This window comes from uncultured Xanthomonas sp., from assembly GCF_964278005.1.
Taxonomy (GTDB): domain Bacteria; phylum Pseudomonadota; class Gammaproteobacteria; order Xanthomonadales; family Xanthomonadaceae; genus Xanthomonas_A; species Xanthomonas_A sontii.
The window spans coordinates 1-19,647 of record NZ_CAXYKF010000009.1 but is presented as its reverse complement, the minus strand read 5'-3'; the positions used below and the strand labels follow the sequence as shown (position 1 = coordinate 19,647).

20 protein-coding genes are annotated in these 19,647 nt (G+C 68.2%); 17 read left to right on the top strand and 3 right to left on the bottom strand.

The features are described from left to right. The first annotated feature begins 22 nt into the window (after positions 1–22). Genes ACHWVH_RS05735 through lptB form a run of 4 tightly spaced genes read left to right on the top strand, consistent with a single transcriptional unit; the run spans position 23 to position 2,424 of the window. Positions 23–571, top strand: coding sequence for an HAD family hydrolase (locus tag ACHWVH_RS05735; protein ID WP_017910666.1), 549 nt, complete (start codon positions 23–25; stop codon positions 569–571). Further along, positions 568–1,134, top strand: coding sequence for an LPS export ABC transporter periplasmic protein LptC (lptC, locus tag ACHWVH_RS05730; protein ID WP_152182017.1), 567 nt, complete (start codon positions 568–570; stop codon positions 1,132–1,134). The genes ACHWVH_RS05735 and lptC overlap by 4 nt, the downstream gene beginning before the upstream one ends. Next, the gene (gene lptA / locus ACHWVH_RS05725) at positions 1,112–1,705 is read left to right on the top strand and encodes a lipopolysaccharide transport periplasmic protein LptA (protein ID WP_267099351.1); all 594 of its coding nucleotides are present in this window, start codon (positions 1,112–1,114) and stop codon (positions 1,703–1,705) included. Before lptC ends, lptA begins: the two co-directional genes overlap by 23 nt. Beyond that, positions 1,705–2,424, top strand: coding sequence for an LPS export ABC transporter ATP-binding protein (gene lptB, locus ACHWVH_RS05720; protein WP_010344103.1), 720 nt, complete (start codon positions 1,705–1,707; stop codon positions 2,422–2,424). The genes lptA and lptB overlap by 1 nt, the downstream gene beginning before the upstream one ends. Positions 2,425–2,426: 2 nt before the next feature. On the opposite strand, the gene ACHWVH_RS05715 is transcribed toward lptB, so the two are convergent. Beyond that, positions 2,427–3,095: a hypothetical protein gene (locus ACHWVH_RS05715; RefSeq protein WP_267123168.1), complete on the bottom strand. Its 669-nt coding sequence runs from the start codon at positions 3,093–3,095 to the stop codon at positions 2,427–2,429. 488 nt (positions 3,096–3,583) lie between these two features. Between ACHWVH_RS05715 and ACHWVH_RS05710 the strand changes: the two genes are divergently transcribed. From ACHWVH_RS05710 to ACHWVH_RS05655, 12 genes are all read left to right on the top strand, one after another. Then, entirely contained in the window at positions 3,584–5,047 is a 1,464-nt protein-coding gene (locus ACHWVH_RS05710) for an RNA polymerase factor sigma-54 (protein ID WP_267123167.1), read from the top strand. 50 nt (positions 5,048–5,097) lie between these two features. Beyond that, positions 5,098–5,415: a ribosome hibernation-promoting factor, HPF/YfiA family gene (hpf, locus tag ACHWVH_RS05705; RefSeq protein WP_152236581.1), complete on the top strand. Its 318-nt coding sequence runs from the start codon at positions 5,098–5,100 to the stop codon at positions 5,413–5,415. Positions 5,416–5,436: 21 nt separating this feature from the next. Continuing rightward, positions 5,437–5,889: a PTS sugar transporter subunit IIA gene (locus ACHWVH_RS05700; protein WP_394686828.1), complete on the top strand. Its 453-nt coding sequence runs from the start codon at positions 5,437–5,439 to the stop codon at positions 5,887–5,889. Next, positions 5,886–6,836 carry an HPr(Ser) kinase/phosphatase gene (hprK, locus tag ACHWVH_RS05695; protein WP_209029729.1) on the top strand — a complete coding sequence of 317 codons (951 nt, stop codon included), beginning with the start codon at positions 5,886–5,888 and terminating at the stop codon, positions 6,834–6,836. The genes ACHWVH_RS05700 and hprK overlap by 4 nt, the downstream gene beginning before the upstream one ends. Then, positions 6,833–7,711, top strand: coding sequence for an RNase adapter RapZ (rapZ, locus tag ACHWVH_RS05690; protein ID WP_295927911.1), 879 nt, complete (start codon positions 6,833–6,835; stop codon positions 7,709–7,711). The genes hprK and rapZ overlap by 4 nt, the downstream gene beginning before the upstream one ends. A 145-nt stretch (positions 7,712–7,856) precedes the next feature. Beyond that, entirely contained in the window at positions 7,857–8,249 is a 393-nt protein-coding gene (locus ACHWVH_RS05685; protein WP_017910659.1) for a PTS sugar transporter subunit IIA, read from the top strand. Continuing rightward, complete coding sequence (locus ACHWVH_RS05680; RefSeq protein ID WP_010344110.1) at positions 8,242–8,511, top strand: HPr family phosphocarrier protein; 270 nt, start codon at positions 8,242–8,244, stop codon at positions 8,509–8,511. Before ACHWVH_RS05685 ends, ACHWVH_RS05680 begins: the two co-directional genes overlap by 8 nt. Before the next feature lie 58 nt (positions 8,512–8,569). Next, positions 8,570–10,288, top strand: a complete 1,719-nt coding sequence (gene ptsP / locus ACHWVH_RS05675; protein WP_026143486.1) for a phosphoenolpyruvate--protein phosphotransferase — start codon at positions 8,570–8,572, stop codon at positions 10,286–10,288. A gap of 469 nt (positions 10,289–10,757) precedes the next feature. Further along, complete coding sequence (gene mgtE / locus ACHWVH_RS05670) at positions 10,758–12,116, top strand: magnesium transporter (protein WP_017913818.1); 1,359 nt, start codon at positions 10,758–10,760, stop codon at positions 12,114–12,116. Positions 12,117–12,327: 211 nt separating this feature from the next. Then, positions 12,328–13,146, top strand: coding sequence for a prolyl oligopeptidase family serine peptidase (locus tag ACHWVH_RS05665; RefSeq protein WP_017915553.1), 819 nt, complete (start codon positions 12,328–12,330; stop codon positions 13,144–13,146). Between the two features lie 174 nt (positions 13,147–13,320). Beyond that, complete coding sequence (locus ACHWVH_RS05660; protein WP_295927922.1) at positions 13,321–13,770, top strand: hypothetical protein; 450 nt, start codon at positions 13,321–13,323, stop codon at positions 13,768–13,770. A gap of 265 nt (positions 13,771–14,035) precedes the next feature. Then, on the top strand, positions 14,036–15,304 hold the full coding sequence (locus ACHWVH_RS05655; protein ID WP_267099354.1) for an arsenic transporter: 1,269 nt from the start codon (positions 14,036–14,038) through the stop codon (positions 15,302–15,304). Between the two features lie 392 nt (positions 15,305–15,696). Here the strand turns inward: ACHWVH_RS05655 and ACHWVH_RS05650 are convergent, their stop codons facing one another. After that, entirely contained in the window at positions 15,697–17,073 is a 1,377-nt protein-coding gene (locus ACHWVH_RS05650; RefSeq protein WP_152244994.1) for an amino acid permease, read from the bottom strand. Positions 17,074–17,590: 517 nt separating this feature from the next. Here ACHWVH_RS05650 and ACHWVH_RS05645 point away from each other — a divergent pair. Further along, positions 17,591–18,073 carry a hypothetical protein gene (locus ACHWVH_RS05645; protein WP_267117801.1) on the top strand — a complete coding sequence of 161 codons (483 nt, stop codon included), beginning with the start codon at positions 17,591–17,593 and terminating at the stop codon, positions 18,071–18,073. A 177-nt stretch (positions 18,074–18,250) separates the two neighbouring features. Here ACHWVH_RS05645 and ACHWVH_RS05640 read toward each other — a convergent pair. Next, positions 18,251–19,647 (bottom strand): methyl-accepting chemotaxis protein (locus ACHWVH_RS05640; protein WP_295963556.1); only part of this gene is annotated, 1,397 nt, incomplete at its 5' end.

Genomic DNA, 19,647 nt, shown 5'->3' with positions numbered 1-19,647 from the left:
TCCCCGCCCCGATATCCCGAACATGCCCTATTCCCCGCTGGCCGACCTTCCCGCCGACCTGATCGACCGCGCCGCCCGGATTCGCCTGGCGTGCTTCGACGTGGACGGCACGCTGACCGACGGCCGCCTGTACTACGACCGCGACGGCAACGAGAGCAAGGCCTTCAACGTGCTCGACGGCCAGGGCCTGGTGCAGTTGCGCCGGCACGGCATCGACGTGGCGCTGATCACCGCGCGGCCCAGCCTGGCCGCGGAGAAGCGCGGCCAGGAACTGGGCCTGCTGGTGCAGATCGGGGTCAAGGACAAGCGCGCCGGGGTGCAGGCGCTGTGCGACGAGCGCGGCATCGGCCTGGAGCAGGTCTGCTTCATGGGCGACGACCTGCCCGACCTGGCGCCGCTGCGCGTGGTCGGCCTGGCGGTGGCACCGGCCAACGCCCATCCCTGGACCGCCGAACACGTGCACTGGACCACCCGCGCCCGCGGCGGCGAAGGCGCCGCCCGCGAACTGTGCGACGTGCTGCTGGCGGCGCAAGGCCACGTCCCGTCCCTGCTGCAGGAGCATGGCGCATGAACTGGCGTACCACTCTCGGCGGCCTGCTGCTGGTCGGCGCCCTGATCAGCGGCTGGTCGGCCTGGAACCAGCGCAGCAAGCCCAGCCGCAATCCGTCCGACGAAGCCAGCGTGGACTACATCGCCCGCGACTTCGAGATCGTCAGCCTGGACAAGCAGGGCAAGGAAGCGATGACCCTGCGCGCGCCGCAGATGGAACGCAGCCGCGCCGATCAGACCATGTCGATCGTGACTCCGCTGTTCCTGCTGCCCGACGCCAACGGCCAGCACTGGGAAATGCGCAGCAAGACCGGCTGGGTCAGCGCCAACGGCGACGAACTGCGCCTGCGCGACGACGTCGCCGGCGACAGCCCCAAGGTGCCCAGCATCCCGCCCACCACCTTCCGTACCCAGAGCCTGGACGTCTTCCCGCAGACCAACAGCGCACGCACCGCCGACCCGGTCACCATGACCCGGCCCGGTATGATGCAGACCGGCGTCGGCTTCCAGGTCGACTTGAAATCCCGGCAGTACAAGCTCCTTTCACAGGTCAAGTCCCGTTATGAACCGAATGCTGCCCGCTAAGCTCGCCCTGCTCGCCCTGCTGCTGCCGACCCTGGCGCTGGCCAAGTCGTCCGATCGCAACCAGCCGATGGACATCAAGTCCGACGCGCAGGACGGCAACATGATGGCCGACGACGGCAAGGTCCGTTTCTTCGGCAATGTCGTCATCATCCAGGGCACGCTGGAGATCCATGCCGATACCGCCGACCTGTTCCGCAAGAACGGCGACATCGATCGCGTCGTGCTGACCGGCAAGCAGGCCACCCTGAAGCAGGAACTGGACGACGGCTCGCCGATGGACGCGGTCGCCGACAACATCGACTACAAGGTGCCCACCGACACGGTGATCCTCACCGGAAACTACCGCATGACCTCGCCCAAGGGCACCAACGCCGGCCAGCGCATGGTCTACAACACCAAGACCGGCGACATGCAGGGCGGCGGCGACGGCACCCGCGTGCACACGGTGATCCAGCCGAAGAACGCTGGCGCTGCTCCGGCCGGCACGCCTGCGAACGGCGCGAAGCCTGCCGCCAAACCGGCCGCGACGCCAGCCAAGCCGGCCAAGCCTGCGAAACAAGGAGGCCAGTGATGCTGCTCGCCGAAGGCCTGCGCAAGCGCTACAAGCAGCGCGAAGTGGTGCGCGATTTTGCGCTGACCCTGGAGGCCGGCGAAGTGGTCGGTCTGCTCGGTCCCAACGGCGCCGGCAAGACCACCTGCTTCTACATGATCGTCGGCCTGGTCGACGCCGATGCCGGGCGCATCGTGCTCGACGGCAACGACATCACCGCGCTGCCGATGTACAAGCGCGCCAAGCTCGGCGTCGGCTACCTGCCGCAGGAACCGTCGGTGTTCCGCAAGCTCAGCGTCGCCGACAACATCCGCCTGGTGCTGGAACTGCGTGAGGACCTGGATGCCGCCGGACAGGAACGCGAACTGGTGGCGCTGCTGGACGAACTGCAGATCAGCCACGTCGCCGACCAGCTTGGCGCCAGCCTCTCCGGCGGCGAACGCCGCCGCTGCGAGATCGCCCGCGCGCTGGCGGCCAAGCCGCGGCTGATGCTGCTCGACGAGCCCTTCGCCGGCGTCGATCCGATCTCGGTCGGCGAAATCCAGCGCATCGTCACCCACCTCAAGCAGCGCGGCATCGGCGTGCTAATCACCGACCACAACGTGCGAGAAACCTTGGGAATCTGCGACCGGGCGTATATCCTCAACGAAGGCAGCGTGTTGGCGCAGGGCTCCCCGGAAATGCTTCTTGCGAACTCAGAGGTGAGAAGAGTTTACCTCGGAGAAACATTCAAACTTTGATGTTAGTTTGAGGATATCGCATTGACCTTAGGATCGGTGGAAAAAACAAACCTTTTTTCCACCCCTCCCCCAACGACCTCAGACGTTTCCAGCAACCCATAAGCCGGAGTAGGAGGACCAAAAATTCCAGAAACAAGACCCTCATCGTCTTTATTTCCAGACATATTCACCTCGCCGACACACACAGAGGTGCCACACTCAAAATCGATACCACTAACATCATTGCGTACCGCAAGCTTCTCCTTCATCGTAGACAGATAAATTTTCTTTAATTCCTGAGCCTCCGGATCGCCAGCATACTTACCCGCGAAACCGCGTAGCAGCACCGGGAAATTATCTTTATCGAGAAGCTTTTTTGCCTTACTTAAAGACAGAGCATCGCCGGAGAGCACAGCACTCTCACCGATCGGCACTTCCGCTTTATTTTCCTTACTCCCGCCATCAACAGCATTGAGTCCCTCCCCAACTACGGGATTACTAGGAACTCCAGCTCGAATTCCACCTGAATCATCCCCCGCATTAACTGCATCAACGGACTGCCGCAGTCGGGCAGCCGACCCAGGCGTGTCGCCAATGCTTCCAACAGACAGCAAAGAAGATCCAAAAAAATAAAATACCCCAAAAACAAGGAGCGCGATGGAAGAGAAAAACAAAAGCCGCTTCTTTTTCATCGCACTCCCGATTAGCACAAGACGTATAGGCACCCCATTTCAGGGGCGCAACTGTTTATTAATTCCCAGGCTTAGGAGTGCCCGGAGTATTGAACCGCATCGTTACTTGACCGCCACAACAATCGGCGACATGAACATTACTGCCACTGATAGTAACGACACAACTATTGGTGCAACTATAATTAACCCCATTGATGCTAACGGAGTCTGCAAACGCTGTCGTCGTAACCGCAAGCAATAAAACACCTGCAAGCTTCTTAGCAAAAACTGGCACGGCCATAGTAAACAAACTCCTTTTGTATTAGCCATTGATTATCCGCGCAAACTCCATTGCAAAGCTCGCGCCCGTGATACATATCACACCAATTAATCCATCGTCAACAAAAATGTTAAGTGCGATCACAGGAGCCCCTACCGCCAAGCGCAGGTAACTTCTCTGAGACAACGCTAAGATTCAGAACCGCTTCACTGCTGAGTACACACGACGGATGAAAGCACGGCTGCAGACATCGCTGGGACAGCACCTGGTCATGACGCCGCAGTTGCGGCAGGCGATCAAGCTGTTGCAGATGTCCAGCGCCGAGCTGGAGGTGGAGATCGCCGAGGCGGTGGAGAGCAATCCGCTGCTGGAGTGGTCCGAGGACGCTGCACCGGCGTTCGAACGCAGCGAAGGCGCCGACCACGGACTTGACCGCGACCACGCGGCAGGCGAGACACGTAGCGACGGCGATGGCGACCGCGGCGAAGCCACGCAGGCCGCCGACGGCGCCGACTGGGCCGACGCCGAGCCGGCCTGGGCCGGCGGCAGCGGCGGTTCGTTCGACGACGACGACCTGGGCAACGCGGCCGAACGCGTCGCCGAACCGGACACCCTGATCGATCACCTGCTGTGGCAGTTGCACCTGTCGCCCCTGTCGGCGCGCGACCGCAGCATCGGCGCGGCGCTGATCGACGCCTTGGACGACGACGGCTATCTGCGCGAGCCGCTGGCCGCGATCGCCGAGACGCTGCGCCCGGACATCGCCGCCGAGGAGGACGAGATCCTCACCGTGCTGCACCAGATCCAGCGCTTCGACCCGGCCGGCATCGCCGCGCGCAGCCTGGGCGAGTGTCTGACCCTGCAGTTGGACATCCTGCCCGAGGACACGCCGGGGCTGGCGCTGGCCCGCATCATCGCCAACGGTCCGCTGGAGCGGTTGCCGCGCAGCGGCGTGGCCGGACTGGCCCACGAACTCAAGCGGCCGACGGCGGAGGTCGACACCGCGGTCACGCTGCTGCGCTCGCTGGACCCGCGCCCGGGCAAGCAGATCGGCGAACTGGGCAGCGACACCTACGTGGTGCCGGACTGCGTGGTCTGGCGTCAGCGCGGCGTCTGGCATGCAGCGCTGTCGGCGCATGCGCAACCCAAGGTCACCATCCACCGCGGCTACGAGCGGCTGATCCGCCAGTGCGGCGAAAGCGACGCCGGCTACCTGCGCGGGCAACTGCAGGAAGCGCGCTGGCTGCTGAAGAGCCTGGAGGCGCGCGGCGAGACCTTGCTCAAGGTGACCCGGTGCCTGCTCAAGCAGCAGGCCGGCTTCCTGGAGTTCGGCGAACAGGCGCTGCGGCCGCTGACCCTGCGCGAGATCGCTGGCGAACTGGGCCTGCACGAAAGCACCATCTCGCGCGCCATCGCCCGCAAGTACGTGCGCACCCCGCGCGGCACCATCCCGCTGCGCGCCTTCTTCGCCTCGGGCATCGACACCGACAGCGGCGGCGAAGCCTCCAGCACCGCGATCCAGGCGATGATCCGCCGGCTGATCGAGGCGGAGAATCCGCGCAAGCCACTTTCTGACGCCAAGCTGGCCGACCTGCTGAAAAGTGCCGGCGTGCCTGTAGCGCGCCGCACCGTGGCGAAGTATCGTGAGGCCATGAACATTTCCGCCTCCCACGAACGCGTTCGAATCGGCTAGCGGCGGCGGCGATGGTTCATAGGTGTGAAACCCGAACCAAGGAGTATCCGATGCGTATCGAGACCTACGGCCAGCAGATCGAAGTCACCCCCGCCCTGCGCGAGTATGTGGAGACCAAGCTGCAACGGCTGAAGCGACACTACGAGGAAACCATCGAGGTCCGCGCCCAGCTGGCGCTGCGCAAGCCCGACCATCACGTCGAGGCCACGGTCAATGTCCCCGGCCGCACCCTGCACGCCGACGCCACCGCGCAGACCATGTACGCGGCGATCGACCTGCTCGCCGACAAGCTGGACCGGCTGATCATCAAGCACAAGGAAAAGAAGCACGACCACCATGCGGCCGAGGTGCGCGACAATCTCGCGTGATCCTCCCCACGTTGCGCCGCCATGCCCTTGACCGATCTGATGGCGGCCGTCAGCACCCAGGTGCTTCCGGCCGCCGATCGCGACACCCTGCTGCACACCGCTGCCGGTCTGCTGGCCTGCCAGCAGGCCGGCGCCGATGAACTCTTCGCCAGCCTGCGCGAGCGCGAGCAGCTCGGCAGCACCGCCATCGGCCATGGGATCGCCATCCCGCACGGCCGCGCGCCGGACCTGGACGCCCCACGCGGCGCACTGCTGCGCCTGCAACAGCCGATCGATTTCGACGGCCAGGGCACCCTGGTCGACCTGATCTTCGCCATGGCGGTCCCGGCGCACTACACCCACCAACACCTGATGCTGCTGTCCGAACTGGCCGAGCAGCTCTCCATCCAGGAATTCCGCGACGCCCTGCGCAACGCGCCGGACGCCGCCGCACTGTATGCGCTGCTCGGCGGCGCGCCACGGGCCGCCGCATGAACACCAGCATCGACGCACGCGAGCTGTTCGACCAGCAGCGCGACCGCCTCGGCCTGCGCTGGCTGGCCGGGCACAAGGGCGAGCACCGGGTGCTGGAGGCCGGCAATGCGGTCTCGCGGCGGCCGTCGCTGGCCGGCTACCTCAACACCATCTACCCCAACAAGGTGCAGATCCTCGGCACCGAGGAGCTGGCCTGGCTGGACTCGCTGGACGCGCGCCAGCGCTGGGAGACCATCGAGAAGATCGTGCAGGTGCGGCCGCTGGCGCTGGTGGTCACCAAGAACCAGTCGTGCCCGGAGGACCTGCGCGCGGCCGCCGACGAATCCGATACGCCGCTGTGGGTCTCGCCCAAGCGCGGCCACGAACTGCTCAATCACCTCTCCTACCACCTGGCACGCACGCTGGCGCCGCGGGTGATCCTGCATGGCGTGTTCATGGAGATCTACTCGATCGGCGTGCTGATCACCGGCGAGGCCGGCTCGGGCAAGAGCGAACTGGCGTTGGAACTGCTCAGCCGCGGCCACCGCCTGGTCGCCGACGACGCGCCCGAATTCACCCAGATCGCCCCCGACGTGCTCGACGGTACCTGCCCGGAACTGCTGCAGGACCTGCTGGAAGTGCGCGGGCTCGGCGTGCTCAACGTGCGTGAGATGTTCGGCGACACGGCTGTAAAGAAGAACAAGTACCTTCGGCTCATCGTGCATCTGACCCGGCCCATGACCGAGCCCACGCCCCACGGCTACGAGCGCCTCACCGGCGATTCCGGCACCCGCCACGTGCTGGACCTGGACGTGCCGCTGATCACCCTGCCGGTGATGCCCGGCCGCAACTTGGCGGTGCTGACCGAGGCCGCCACGCGCCTGCACATCCTGCGCACCAAGGGCATCGATCCGGCAGCGATGTTCATCGCCCGCCACAGCAACCTGCTGGAGCGGCGCACCCCATGACCGCCGGCGCCAACACCTCCACCCTGGTCATCGTCAGCGGCCTGTCCGGCTCCGGCAAGTCGGTGGCGCTGAAGACCTTCGAGGACCTGGACTACTACTGCGTCGACAATCTGCCGGTGGAATTGCTGCCGGCCTTCGTCAAGAGCCTGGTGCGCGAGGACGCCGGCCCCAGCAAGCTGGCGGTGGGCATCGACGTGCGCAGCCGCCACAGCGACCTGACCCAGCTCTCGCGCTGGCGCGAGGCGGTGGCGCAGTTCGGCCTGGATGCGCGGCTGCTGTTCTTCGACGCCAACGACGAGGCGCTGATCAAGCGCTACGCCGACACCCGCCGGCGCCATCCGTTGTCGCATCAGGGTCTGTCGCTGCCGGAGGCGATCGAGCGCGAGCGCGCCCTGACCGAGCCGCTGCGCGCGGCGGCCGATGCGGTGATCGACACCAGCACGCTCAACGTGCACCAGTTGCGCCGGCGGGTCACCACCGAGTTCGCACTGTCCGCCGAGAACACCTTGTCGCTGCTGTTCGAGTCCTTCGCCTACAAGCGCGGGGTGCCGGCCGAGGCGGATTTCGTGTTCGATGCGCGGGTGCTGCCGAATCCGCACTGGGACCCGGAACTGCGCCCGATGACCGGCCGCGACAGCGGCGTGCGCGAGTACCTGGACGCGCAGCCGGACGTGCAGCGCTACACCGCGCAACTGATCGACTTCCTCGACACCTGGCTGCCGCGGCTGCGCAACGACACCCGCAGCTACGTGACCATCGCCTTCGGCTGCACCGGCGGCAAGCACCGCTCGGTGTACCTGGCCGAACGCCTGGCCCGCCACGCCCGCGAACAGGGCTGGCCGGAAGTGGCGACCTTCCATCGCGAGCAGGATTGATCGAAAAGCCGGGATTCGGGATCGGGGATTCGGGATTGGCAAAAGCGGCATTGCTCTGGCTCTTGCGAATCCCCAATTCCGAATCCCCAATCTCCGCTCCCCACAGGCATTCCCTGCGCCCTGCCTGACCTGTTAACGTTCTCCCATGGCCTGTGGCATTCTCCTCATCACCCACCCTGGGATCGGCGCCGCGCTGCTGAGCGTGGCGACCCGGCTGTTGCGGCAATTGCCGCTGAAAACCGAAGCCTTCGAGGTGCCGTTCGACGCCGACCTCGACGCGCTGCTACCGAACGCATCTGCCGCGTTGCGGCGGGTGGACGACGGCGATGGCGTGCTGGTGGTGACGGATCTGTACGGCGCCAGCCCGAGCAACCTCGCCGCACGGCTGGCGCGCCTGGGCACGCCGGTGCGGCGCGTCTCGGCGTTGAGCCTGCCGATGCTGCTGCGGATCATGAACTACCCCGAACAAGGACTGGAGCAGTTGCCCGCGACCGCCGCCGCCGGCTCGCGCAACGGCGTGGTGATCGACGATGCTTGAACGCGAACTGCTGGTCTCCAACCGCCTCGGCCTGCACGCCCGCGCCACTGCCAAGCTGGTGCAGACGCTGTCCTCGTTCCGCTGCAACGCCACGCTGGCGGCCAAGGGCCGCGAGGTCAACGCCAAGAGCATCATGGGCGTGATGCTGCTGGCCGCCGCGCAAGGCACGCCGGTGACGGTGCGGGTGGACGGCGCCGACGAAGCCGAGGCGCTCAAGGCCGTGGTCGACCTGTTCGAGCGGCGCTTCGACGAGGACAGCTGAGCATGCGCCGCCGGCGGCCGCAGGCAGGGACGCGGTGCCGCCGCACGGGGCACGCGCGGTGAGCGTGCGTATCGCCGGCCATGGCGCCTCGCGCGGCAATGCCCTGGGCCGGGCGCGGGTGCGCCTGCCGCATGCGCTGGAGGTGGCCGAGCAACGCATCGGCGCCGCGCAGATCCCCGAAGAACTCGACCGCCTGCACCGCGCGGTGGACGCCGCGCGCGAGGAGATGCACGGCCTGCGCCAGCGCCTGCACGGCGCCCTGGCCAAGGAGGTCGGCGAATTCCTCGACCTGCACGCGCTGCTGCTCGACGACCCGGAATTGCTGCACGGCCTGGACGAACTGATCCGCACCGGCCGCTACAGCGCCGACTACGCGCTGCGCCTGCAGCGCGACCGCCTGGCGACCGTGTTCGACGACATGGAAGACGCCTACCTCAAGAGCCGCATGGACGATCTGGACCATGTGATCGGGCGGATCCATGCGTTCCTGCAGAAGCGCCAGCCGGACAGCGAAGGCCTGGCCGGCGAGATTCTGGTGTGCGAGAACGTGGCGCCGTCGGAACTGGCGCAACTGCAGGCGCAGGGCGTGGTCGGCATCGTCACCAGCGCCGGCAGCACCCTCTCGCACAGCGCGATCCTGGCGCGCAGCCTGCACCTGCCGCTGGTGGTCGGCGTCGCCGACGCGCTGCAGAAGATCAACGACGGCGACGTGCTGATCATCGACGGCACCCAGGGCGCGGTGCTGGTCGACCCGACCCCGGACGACCTGCGCGACTACCGCAGCCGCGTGCGCGAGCAGGCCAAGCTGCAGCGCAGCCTGGGCAAGCTGCGCTCCAAGCCCAGCCGCACCCGCGACGGCGTGGACATCACCCTGCTGGCCAATGCCGAGTCGCGCGACGACGTCACCCGCGCGCATGCGCTGGGCGCCGACGGCCTGGGCCTGTACCGCACCGAATTCCTGTTCCTGCAGCGCGACGCCCTGCCCGACGAGGAAGAACAGTTCCATACCTACCGCGACGCGGTGCTGGGCATGAGCGGACGGCCCGTCACCATCCGCACCCTGGACCTGGGCGCGGACAAGGCCGATCGCACCGGCCTGACCATGAGCAACGAAGAAAACCCGGCGCTGGGGCTGCGCGGCGTGCGCCTGTCGCTGGCCCGGCCCAAGGTCTCCGACACCCAGTTGCGCGCGCTGCTGCGCGCCTCCGCCTACGGCCCGGTGCGGGTGCTGGTGCCGATGGTCAGCACGCGCGAGGAACTACTGGCGATGCGCCGCCATCTCAAGCGCATCGCCGCGCAGTTGCGCCGCGACGGTCATGCCATCGCCGAGCAGGTGCAACTCGGCGCGATGATCGAGGTGCCGGCCGCAGCGCTGGCCCTGGATACCTTCATCGACACGATCGACTTCCTGTCGATCGGCACCAACGACCTGGTGCAGTACCTGCTCGCCGCAGACCGCAACAACGAAGCAGTGGCCGCGCTGTATTCGCCGCTGCATCCGGCGGTGCTGCGGCTGATCGCGCAGGTGATCGCCACCGGCCAGGCCCATGGCAAGCCGGTGGCGGTGTGCGGCGAGATCGCCGGCGACCCGGCACTGACGCCGATGCTGCTGGCGCTGGGGCTGCGCGAGTTCAGCCTGCACCCGGCGACGATGCTGGAAGTACGCCAGGTGATCCGCGACACCGACCTGCAGACCCTGCGCCAGCGCGGCGCCAAACTGCTGCAGGCGCGCGACCGCAAGGGCATCGAGCGCTGGCTGGGCTGCGCGATCGGGTAGTTCCCGTGCGTGTTGCGGCATTGCCTTGTGGGAGGGACTTCAGTCCCGACGCCTGAAACCCTATCGCGTCGGGACTGAAGTCCCTCCCACAAAAAACCGTCGCCCGCGTGCCGGCGTAGATGCGTCATTCCGATCGACATCCCTCTCCCTGGCTTTCTGCCTTCCTGGCTTCTGCACTGCTCTCTGCTTCCTTCTCGGTGCTACCTATTCCCCTGCTCCCCTGTTCCTGCCCCCTGCCCTTTGCCTCTCGTCCCCTTCCCCAAGAGCAGTTTTTCGCTTGCTACCCCGTCGCTTTTCTCCCAGCGCACTGACCCTGCTTCGCTCTGCACTTGCGATTCCCGATTCCCCATTCCCCACTCCCGGCCCCACCAACACTGTGCTTCCCGCAACATGCAGGCGATAATGTTGGGATGAACATCTGACCCACCGCGTTTCTCCGGAGCGCGGCCTCACCCCAAGGGAGCAGCGCATGGCCGACGCCGTCCGCCACGACAAGACCGCGCGGCAGCTGCGCATGCTGTCCGATGCGCTGGACAGCGGGCGCCTGGGCCCGGTGCGGCGGCTGGTCAATACGCTGGCGCCGGCCGAGATCGGCAACCTGCTGGAGTCGTTGCCGCCGGGCAAGCGCGAGGTGGTGTGGGGGCTGGTCGATCCGGAGGACGACGGCGAGGTGCTGGTCCACGTCGGCGAGGAAGTGCGCGAGAGCCTGCTCGCGGACATGGACCCCGACGAAATCGTCGCCGCGGTCGAAGACCTGGACATCGACGACCTGGCGAACCTGGTCGAGGACCTGCCGGACACGGTCATCGACGAAGTGCTCAAGTCGATGGACCGCGAGAACCGCGAGCGGCTCGAGCAGGTGCTGTCGTATCCCGAGGACAGCGCCGGCCGCTTGATGAACCCGGACGTGGTCACCGTGCGCGCCGACGTCAATGTCGACGTGGTGCTGCGCTACCTGCGCCTGCGCGGCGAACTGCCGGACCACACCGACCACCTGTTCGTGGTCAGCCGCCGCCACCAGTACCTGGGGCGGGTGTCGCTGGCGGCGCTGGTGACCCACGAGGATTCCACCCCGATCAACCGGCTGATCGACGACGAGCAGCCGGCGATCGACGTCGGCGAAGGCGCCGACGAGGTCGCGCGGCAGTTCTCCGACCACGACTGGATCTCCGCGCCGGTGGTGGACGACAACAACATCCTGCTCGGCCGCATCACCATCGACGACGTGGTCGACATCATCCGCGACCAGGCCGAGCACCAGGCGATGAGCGCCGCCGGCCTGGACGAGGACGAGGACCTGTTCAGCCCGGTGCGGCGCGCGTTCCGGCGCCGCCTGCTGTGGCTGACGATCAACCTCGGCACCGCCTTCATTGCCTCCAGCGTGGTCGGCCAGTTCGAGGGCACCATCGCCAAGCTGGTGGCGCTGGCCGCGCTGATGCCGATCGTGGCCGGCATGGGCGGCAACGCCGGCACCCAGGTGCTGGCACTGATGGTGCGCGGCCTGGCGCTGGGCCAGATCGGCGCCTCCAACGTGATCGTGCTGCTGCGCAAGGAACTGGCGGTGGCGCTGATCAACGGCCTGGCGCTGGGCATCGGCCTGGGCCTGATCGTGCTGCTGTGGTTCAAGCAGCCGCTGCTGTCGCTGGTGATCGGCTCGGCGCTGACCATCAACCTGCTCACCGCCGCGCTGGGCGGCGTGCTGGTGCCGCTGACGCTCAAGCGCCTGGGCTTCGATCCGGCGCTGGCCGGCGGGGTGATCCTGACCACGCTGACCGACGTGATGGGCTTCCTCAGCTTCCTCGGCCTGGCCACCCTGGTCCTGCTGTAAGGCGTGTGCGTACGGCGGGCGCGGTTCCCGCCGGCGCGCCGCACGGAGCGGCAGCAGCGCGCGTCGCCGCATCCACCGGTGCACGACGGGCACGCCACGCCAGCACGCGCCTTGGCCGCCGGCTGACTGGCGCATGTCCGCCGCCCCTGCCCGGGTTGTCGCGGAGACGTCCCGCCCACGATACTGCGGCCTTCCCATCCGAGGGCCGGCCATGTCGATGCGTTCGTTGCTGCTTCTGCTGTGCCTGTCGATGGTCGGCTGCAGCAGCTTGCCCAGCGACCCGGCCACCGGCCACTTCGTCAGCCGCCAGCTCAGCCTCGACGGGCGCGTCTATCGCTACCAGGTGTTCGTGCCGGCGCCGGCGCATCGCCAGGGCCCGGTGCCGGTGGTGCTGTTCCTGCACGGCTCCGGCGAGCGCGGCGACGATGGCCGCGACCAGACCACGGCTGGACTGGGCCCGTACCTGCGCCGCCACCTGGCCGATTTCCCGGCCCTGGTGGTGATGCCGCAGGCACCCGACGGCGAGGAATGGAACGGCGCCAACGCGACCATGGCGCTGCAGGCGCTGGACGACAGCAGTGCCGAGTTCAATGGCGACCCGCAGCGCACCTACCTGACCGGCATGTCGATGGGCGGCTACGGCACCTGGGAGATCGCCCTGAAGCAGCCGCAGCGCTTCGCTGCGCTGGTACCGATCTGCGGCGCGATCCTCTCCCCGCACGAAGACCGCGAATACCTGGTGGTGACGCCGGTGGCCTATCTGGCCGATCCCTACAGCGCCCTGGCGCAGCGCCTGCGGCACGTGCCGGTGTGGATCTTCCACGGCGCCCAGGACGACGTGGTGCTGCCGCACGACGACCGCAAGATCGTCCGTGCATTCAAGAACCTCGACGCCGACGTGCGCTACACCGAATACCCGCAGGGCAACCACAACGCCTGGGATGCCACCTACCGCGACCCGAAGATGTGGCAGTGGCTGTTCGCGCAGAAGCGCAGCGACGCCGCCACGCAGACGACCGCCGACAACTGAGCGCGGCTACACCAATGGCGCGTGCTCAAGCATGCGCCGCGCGTTGGGGAGACGCACTGAAACGGCACGTGCCAGCCGGTGGCTGGCCGCGACGTCGCTACCGCTGCAACGCCAATCGCTGCGCAACGTTGCGTGAAACCGCGTACAGTCCGCGCTTTCGTGCATAGGCCCGGCATGGCGACCGCCCCCTCTTCATCGCAGACCGCGTTCCACGCCCGCCTGCGCGCCCTGCAACCGAGCGCAGCGGTGGTCGCCGGCGCGGCGATTCCGCCACTGCTGGTGCCGGCACACGACGACGCCGCTGCGTTGCAACTCAGCGACAGCGGACGCTGGCTGTTGCAGGTGCTGGATGCGCTGGACGCGCTGCACCAGGCAAGCCAGGCCACCCGCCTGTCCGCCGATGCGCTGCGCCGCGATCAGAAGTTCGCACCGCCCGGACGGCCGTCGCTGCACCTGGTGCAGTTGCGCCAGCAGCAGGCGGCCGCGCAGCAGGCCGTGCGTCGTTCCAACCAGACGCTGGCGCAGGCCGCCGCCGGCTTCGTGCGCAGCGCCGGGCTGACGCCACCACCGCGGACCGGGCCGGTGGCGTTCGTGCAAGGATGGCTCGCACGCCATCTGGGGTAGCGGCACCGCGGCGCCGCGCGGCCCGGGCGTGCATCGATATACGGCCCGCCACGCCGCGCGTGTCTACGCAAGCTAAACCGCGGGCGCCAGAGCGCCCATGCCAGCCCGGCCTGCACCTGCCCCGCTGCTATCCTGCACGCCCCTCGCACTCCGCTGCCCGACGCCCCATGCCCGTGCCCGTGCCCGCTCTCGTTGCCCTCCCCTGCCCTGCCCCGGCGGCCTGCTCGCGCACGCGCCTTGGCGCCCGTGCCACGGCTGCGGCGGCATGAGCATGCCCGGCGCGCACACGGCCAATTTCGCCACTTGGAGCATCTGCGCGCTGGCCACGGCCGGCGTGATCGCGCGGCCGTTCAAGCTGCCCGAGGCGTGCTGGGCGGTGGGCGGCGCGCTGCTGCTGATGGTGCTGGGGCTGATGCCCGGCGGCGAGGCGTGGCAGGCGGTACTCAAGGGCCTGGACGTCTATCTGTTCCTGATCGGCATGATGCTGCTGTCGGAGACCGCGCGCGCCGAAGGGCTGTTCGACTGGGTGGCGATGCATGCGGTGAACCTGGCCAAGGGCTCGACCCAGCGCCTGTTCGCGCTGGTGTTCGGCGTCGGCATCGTGGTCACCGCGTTCCTGTCCAACGACGCCACCGCGGTGGTGCTGACCCCGGCGGTGTACGCGGCCGCGCGCAAGGCCGGCGCCAAGCCGCTGCCGCTGCTGTTCGCCTGCGCGCTGATCGCCAACGCCGCCAGCTTCGTGCTGCCGATCTCCAACCCCGCCAATCTGGTGCTGTACGGCGGCAAGATGCCGACCCTTGGCGCGTGGATGGCCGCGTTCGCGCTGCCGTCGCTGCTGGCGATCGGAGTGACTTTCGTGATGCTGCGCTGGGCCGAGCGCAAGGACCTGACCGGACATTGCGCCACGCGCGTGGACACGGTGCCGCTGACCCGCGGCGGCACCTTCGCCCTGGTCGGCATCCTCGCCACCGCCGCGCTGCTGGTCGGCGTCTCCGCGCTCGGCCTGGACCTGGGCCTGCCGACCTGTCTGGCCGGCCTGGCGACGCTGGGCGTGGTGTGCCTGGGTGGCCGCCAGTCGCCGCTGCCGATGGCCAAGGCGGTGTCGTGGTCGGTGCTGCCGCTGGTCGCCGGCCTGTTCGTGCTGGTGGAGGCGCTGTCGCGCACCGGCGTGATCGGCCTGCTCGCGCGTACCCTGGCCGACGCCGCTGCGCACTCGCCGCAGGCCACCGCCGGCATCGCCGGCACCCTGCTGGCGTTCGGCTCCAACCTGATGAACAACCTGCCCGCCGGCCTGATCGCCAGCACCACCGTGGCCCAGGCGCAGCCGCCGCAACTGGTGGTGGACGCGCTGCTGATCGGCGTGGACCTGGGCCCGAACCTGTCGATCACCGGCTCGCTGGCGACCATCCTGTGGCTCACCGCGATCCGCCGCGAAGGCGAGGACGTAGGCTTCTGGCGCTTCCTCAAGGTCGGCGCGCTGGTGATGCCGCCGGCGCTGCTGTGCGCGCTGGGTGCGCGCCTGCTGCTGGGCTGAGTCGCGCGCGCCCACTTCGCGGATTGCCCATGGCGGCCAAGCCCGCGGGATGGGCACCCAGGCTCGGCCTGCAGCGACCGCGGGTCGGCCGCGGCGGCTTCTACCGCACCGCGTCGCGGCCGAAGCCGCTACTACGAGGGAGTCTGCGAGCTGGCGGTGCCGTCATAGGAGCGGCTTCAGCCGCGACAGACTTACCACGGCAACTGCCGCGGTTGATCCATGAAAAGCAACAAGCGCCGCTGTTACGGCAGCGGACATGACGCGCGCGGAGCCCGCGCCTGTGGGAGCGACGTCAGTCGCGACGAGCGAAGCCCGACACCGGCCGACACCCTCACGCATCGAGACGGCAGTCCCTCCCACAACGGCATGCCGCCACCGCTGGAGCGCGCGCCCTACCCCGCGCGCAGCCGCCGCGCCACGCCGCTGACCACGGCAATGACCGCGGTCAGCGCCGCCATCGACAGGAACTGCGTGCGGGTATCCGGCGAGGCCACCAGCAGGCCGAAGATCAGCGCCAGGATCGCCAGCGCCAGCACGGTGAGCACCGGATAGCCGCGCATGCGGAACGGCAGGCGGGTGCCGGCGCGGTCGGCGCGCGCACGCAGGATCAGCTGCGACAGCAGCGAGATCGTCCACACCAGCAGGCAGGTGGCGCCGACGATGTTCAGCAGCACCGGCAGCACGCGGTTGGGATACAGCAGCTCCAGCACCGCGGCGACGAAGCCGAACAGCACGCTGGCCAGCACCGCCATCCACGGCACCTGCTGGCGGCTGGACGCGGCCAGCGCGCGCGGCGCTTCGCCGCGCTGGGCCAGCGAGAAGATCATCCGCGAGGCACCGTAGAGATTGGCGTTGAGCGCCGACAGCAGCGCGATCACCGCGATCAGGGTGATGCCGGTGGCGGCGCCGGGAATCCGGGCCACCTGCAGCACCGCGGCGAACGGCGAACTCAGCGCCTCGCTCTGCCACGGCACCACCGCGATGATCACGCTCAGCGAGCCGATGTAGAACACCAGGATGCGCCAGGCGACGGTGCGGATGGCGCGGGCGATGCTGCGCTCCGGGTCGGCGGTCTCGGCCGCGGCGACCGCCACGATCTCGGTGCCGCCGAACGCGAACACCACCACCAGCAGCGCGGCACCGATGCCAGCCAGGCCCTTCGGCGCGAAGCCGCCGTTGCCGGTGACGTTGGACAGGCCCGGCGAGGCCACCCCGGGCAGCCAGCCGGCCAGCAAGGCGATGCCGACCAGGATGAAGCCGACGATCGCCGCGACCTTGAGGATGGCGAACCAGAATTCGAACTCGCCGAAATTGCGCACGCCCAGCAGGTTGATCGCGGTGAACGCGGCCATGAACGCGATCGCGGCCAACGGCACCGGCAAGCCCGGCCACACCGTCGCCAGCAGGCCGGCGGCACCCACGGCCTCGGCGGCGATCACGATCACCAACTGCAGCCACCACAGCCAGCCCACGGTGGCGCCGGCAGTCGGACCCATCGCGTCGGCGGCGTACACCGAGAACGCACCGCTGGCCGGCTTGGCCGCCGCCATCTCGCCCAGCGCGTTCATCACGATGATCACCAGCGCGCCGGCGACCAGGTAGGAAATCAGCACCGCGGGCCCTGCCGCGTGCACGCCGACGCCGGAGCCCAGGAACAGGCCGGCGCCGATCGCGCTGCCCAATCCCATCATGATCAGTTGCCGCGGTTTCAGCGCATGGCGCAAGGCGGGTGCGGCGGCAGGCGGGACAGGCGCGGACGGATGCGGCATCGGCTCGGTCGGGTGCGGAAAACGCGACACGATACAGGCTGGCGACGATGCCGTGCGGCTACGCGCGCGTTTGGCCGCCTGCGAGCGCGGATCGGCGCACAGCGGCGGCATGGCTGCTGCAACGCAGCGCGGATCCGCGCACGCGGCCGCGATCCACACCGCCGGGGCGGACGGCGAGCGCGTTGCTGGCGGCCCTCCCACGTCCGGCAAGACGACGGCACCGCTCGATGCCCGACATGTACGGATATTCCTTACCCGCAGCCATCGCAGACTTTTGCTCCATCTCGTTGATTTAGCATATTGACAGCGATACTAACGTCAGAAATACTGAACTCGACGCCCACCGAATCTCCTGTCTCCGTACCAGCCGATGAGGGCATGCACGCTGAGCCAGGAGGACGGCAGGCGACGACGGACCGGGAGACGGCCCGTTGCGGGCGCTCCGGCCGGAAAGGACCACGGCTGCCGCTCGTCCCATGGCGTACAGGTCCGTACCATCCAGACAAGGAGAGACACCATGATCAAACCGTTGCTGACCCTGACGGTGCTGGCGGCCGCGCTGGCCGTGCCCTGCCTGCAGGCCGCCGAGCGCGCACCGCTCAACGCCGCCGATGCCATCCAGGGCATGGGCGAACGCCTGCCCATCGGCAAGAAGAACGTCAGCCTGTCGCCGCTGTTCAAGGTCTACACGTTCGAGAAGGCCGGCCTGCGCTTCGTACAGATCAACTCGTTGCGGGACGAGGTCATCACCGTGCTCACCGCCACGCCGGGCACCGAGGCACGGCTGCCGATCGGCACCGCCGCCGAGGAGCAGATGATCGCGGTCAACGACGCGAAGAACCAACCGCTAGGCATGGTCACCGCCGCGGCGAGTTGCCCGTGCAACGCCACCGTGGTCTACCGCGACGCCAACACCACCATCGTGGTGGTCTACGGCTCCAACGGCGAGTACATCACCTCGTACGTGATCAAGAGCCCGCAGACCAAGCCGCCGCAGTAAGTGCCGACCGCACTGCGGCCGCGCCCGGCGGCCGCAGCGTGACCCAGCGCCGTCGATCGGCGGACGCGGGTGCCCTGATCGGCCCCGTCGCCCGGCGAGCGATCGGCAAACGCGTGCGGCCGCCTTCCGAGGAAGGCGGCCGCACCAACGACAGTCCGGCGACCGGACCGCAACGACTCAGAACTCCTGCCAGTCCTTGTCCAGCGCCACCGCCGCCGCGAACGACGGCGCGCGGCGTGCCGGTGCGACCGCGGCCTGCGGGCGCGGACTGCGCGTCATCGTCTGCGTCGCGTGCCTGCCGCGCGGCAACGGAGCCGGCATCGGCGCCGCAGCCGGCGCGCCGTCCAGCTTGAACAGCGCCACGGCCTGGGTCAGCTCCACCGATTGCTGCTCCATCGAGCGCGCCGCCGCCGTGGCTTCTTCCACCAGCGCCGCGTTCTGCTGCGTGCTTTCGTCCATCTGGGTGACGGTCTGGTTGACCTGCTCGATGCCCGCCGACTGCTCCTGCGACGCCGCCGAGATCTCGCCCATGATGTCGGTCACCCGCTGCACCGACGCCACGATCTCCTGCATGGTGCTGCCGGCCCGGTCGACCAGCGCCGAGCCTTCGGCGACGCGGGTCACCGAATCGTCGATCAGCGTCTTGATCTCCTTGGCGGCATTGGCCGAACGCTGCGCCAGGGTGCGCACTTCGCTGGCAACGACCGCGAACCCGCGGCCCTGCTCGCCGGCACGTGCCGCTTCCACCGCCGCGTTGAGCGCCAGGATATTGGTCTGGAAAGCGATGCCGTCGATCACGCCGATGATGTCGGCGATCTTCTTCGACGAGGCCTCGATGCCGCTCATGGTCTCGACCACCTGACCGACCACGGCACCGCCCTGGGACGCGACCGACGCCGCGCCGCTGGCGAGCTGGTTGGCCTGGCGCGCGTGCTCGGCGTTCTGCTTGACCGTGGAGGTCAGCTCCTCCATCGACGCGGCGGTTTCTTCCAGACTGGCGGCCTGCTGCTCGGTGCGGCGCGACAGGTCGTCGTTGCCGGTGGCGATTTCGCTGGCGGCGGCATTGATGCTGACCGCGGCGGTCTGGATGCGGCCGACGATGCCGGTCAACTGGTCGGCGGTGGCGTTGGCATCGTCGCGCATCCGCGCGAACACGCCATGGAAGTCGCCGTGCATGCGTGCGGTGAGGTCGCCGGCGGCGATCGCCTGCAGCAGGGCGGACAGCTTGCCCAGGTTGCGGTCGCTGACCTCCATCATCGCGTTGAGGTCCTGCACCATCAGCCGGAAGTCGTGCTGGAAACTGGCCGCATCGCCGCGGGCACTGAAGTCGCCGGCCGCGGCCGACGCGGCCAGGCGCTTGATCTCGGTATTGATCGCCAGCAGGCTGGCCTTGGCCGCATCCATCGACTCGTGCAGCACCGCACGGCTGCCGGGCAGCCGGCGCGCGTCGCGGCGCAGATCGCCGTTGGCGTATTCGTTGAGGATCTCGACCGCCTCGACGATGGCGTCCAGGTGCTCGAACATCATGGTGTTGATGCCCTTGCTCAGTTCGCCGTACACGCCGGGGAAGTCCT

Bases quoted from the DNA above. Each gene is read 5' to 3' on its own strand.
- ACHWVH_RS05685 (WP_017910659.1), top strand. From the start codon at position 7,857: ATGGCCTGTGGCATTCTCCTCATCACCCACCCTGGGATCGGCGCCGCG.
- rapZ (WP_295927911.1), top strand. From the start codon at position 6,833: ATGACCGCCGGCGCCAACACCTCCACCCTGGTCATCGTCAGCGGCCTG.
- ACHWVH_RS05660 (WP_295927922.1), top strand. From the start codon at position 13,321: ATGGCGACCGCCCCCTCTTCATCGCAGACCGCGTTCCACGCCCGCCTG.
- lptA (WP_267099351.1), top strand. From the start codon at position 1,112: ATGAACCGAATGCTGCCCGCTAAGCTCGCCCTGCTCGCCCTGCTGCTG.
- lptB (WP_010344103.1), top strand. From the start codon at position 1,705: ATGCTGCTCGCCGAAGGCCTGCGCAAGCGCTACAAGCAGCGCGAAGTG.
- ACHWVH_RS05735 (WP_017910666.1), top strand. From the start codon at position 23: ATGCCCTATTCCCCGCTGGCCGACCTTCCCGCCGACCTGATCGACCGC.
- mgtE (WP_017913818.1), top strand. From the start codon at position 10,758: ATGGCCGACGCCGTCCGCCACGACAAGACCGCGCGGCAGCTGCGCATG.
- ACHWVH_RS05680 (WP_010344110.1), top strand. From the start codon at position 8,242: ATGCTTGAACGCGAACTGCTGGTCTCCAACCGCCTCGGCCTGCACGCC.
- ACHWVH_RS05700 (WP_394686828.1), top strand. From the start codon at position 5,437: ATGCCCTTGACCGATCTGATGGCGGCCGTCAGCACCCAGGTGCTTCCG.
- hprK (WP_209029729.1), top strand. From the start codon at position 5,886: ATGAACACCAGCATCGACGCACGCGAGCTGTTCGACCAGCAGCGCGAC.
- ACHWVH_RS05655 (WP_267099354.1), top strand. From the start codon at position 14,036: ATGAGCATGCCCGGCGCGCACACGGCCAATTTCGCCACTTGGAGCATC.
- ACHWVH_RS05645 (WP_267117801.1), top strand. From the start codon at position 17,591: ATGATCAAACCGTTGCTGACCCTGACGGTGCTGGCGGCCGCGCTGGCC.
- ACHWVH_RS05650 (WP_152244994.1), bottom strand. From the start codon at position 17,073: ATGCCGCATCCGTCCGCGCCTGTCCCGCCTGCCGCCGCACCCGCCTTG.
- lptC (WP_152182017.1), top strand. From the start codon at position 568: ATGAACTGGCGTACCACTCTCGGCGGCCTGCTGCTGGTCGGCGCCCTG.
- ACHWVH_RS05715 (WP_267123168.1), bottom strand. From the start codon at position 3,095: ATGAAAAAGAAGCGGCTTTTGTTTTTCTCTTCCATCGCGCTCCTTGTT.
- ACHWVH_RS05710 (WP_267123167.1), top strand. From the start codon at position 3,584: ATGAAAGCACGGCTGCAGACATCGCTGGGACAGCACCTGGTCATGACG.
- ACHWVH_RS05665 (WP_017915553.1), top strand. From the start codon at position 12,328: ATGTCGATGCGTTCGTTGCTGCTTCTGCTGTGCCTGTCGATGGTCGGC.
- hpf (WP_152236581.1), top strand. From the start codon at position 5,098: ATGCGTATCGAGACCTACGGCCAGCAGATCGAAGTCACCCCCGCCCTG.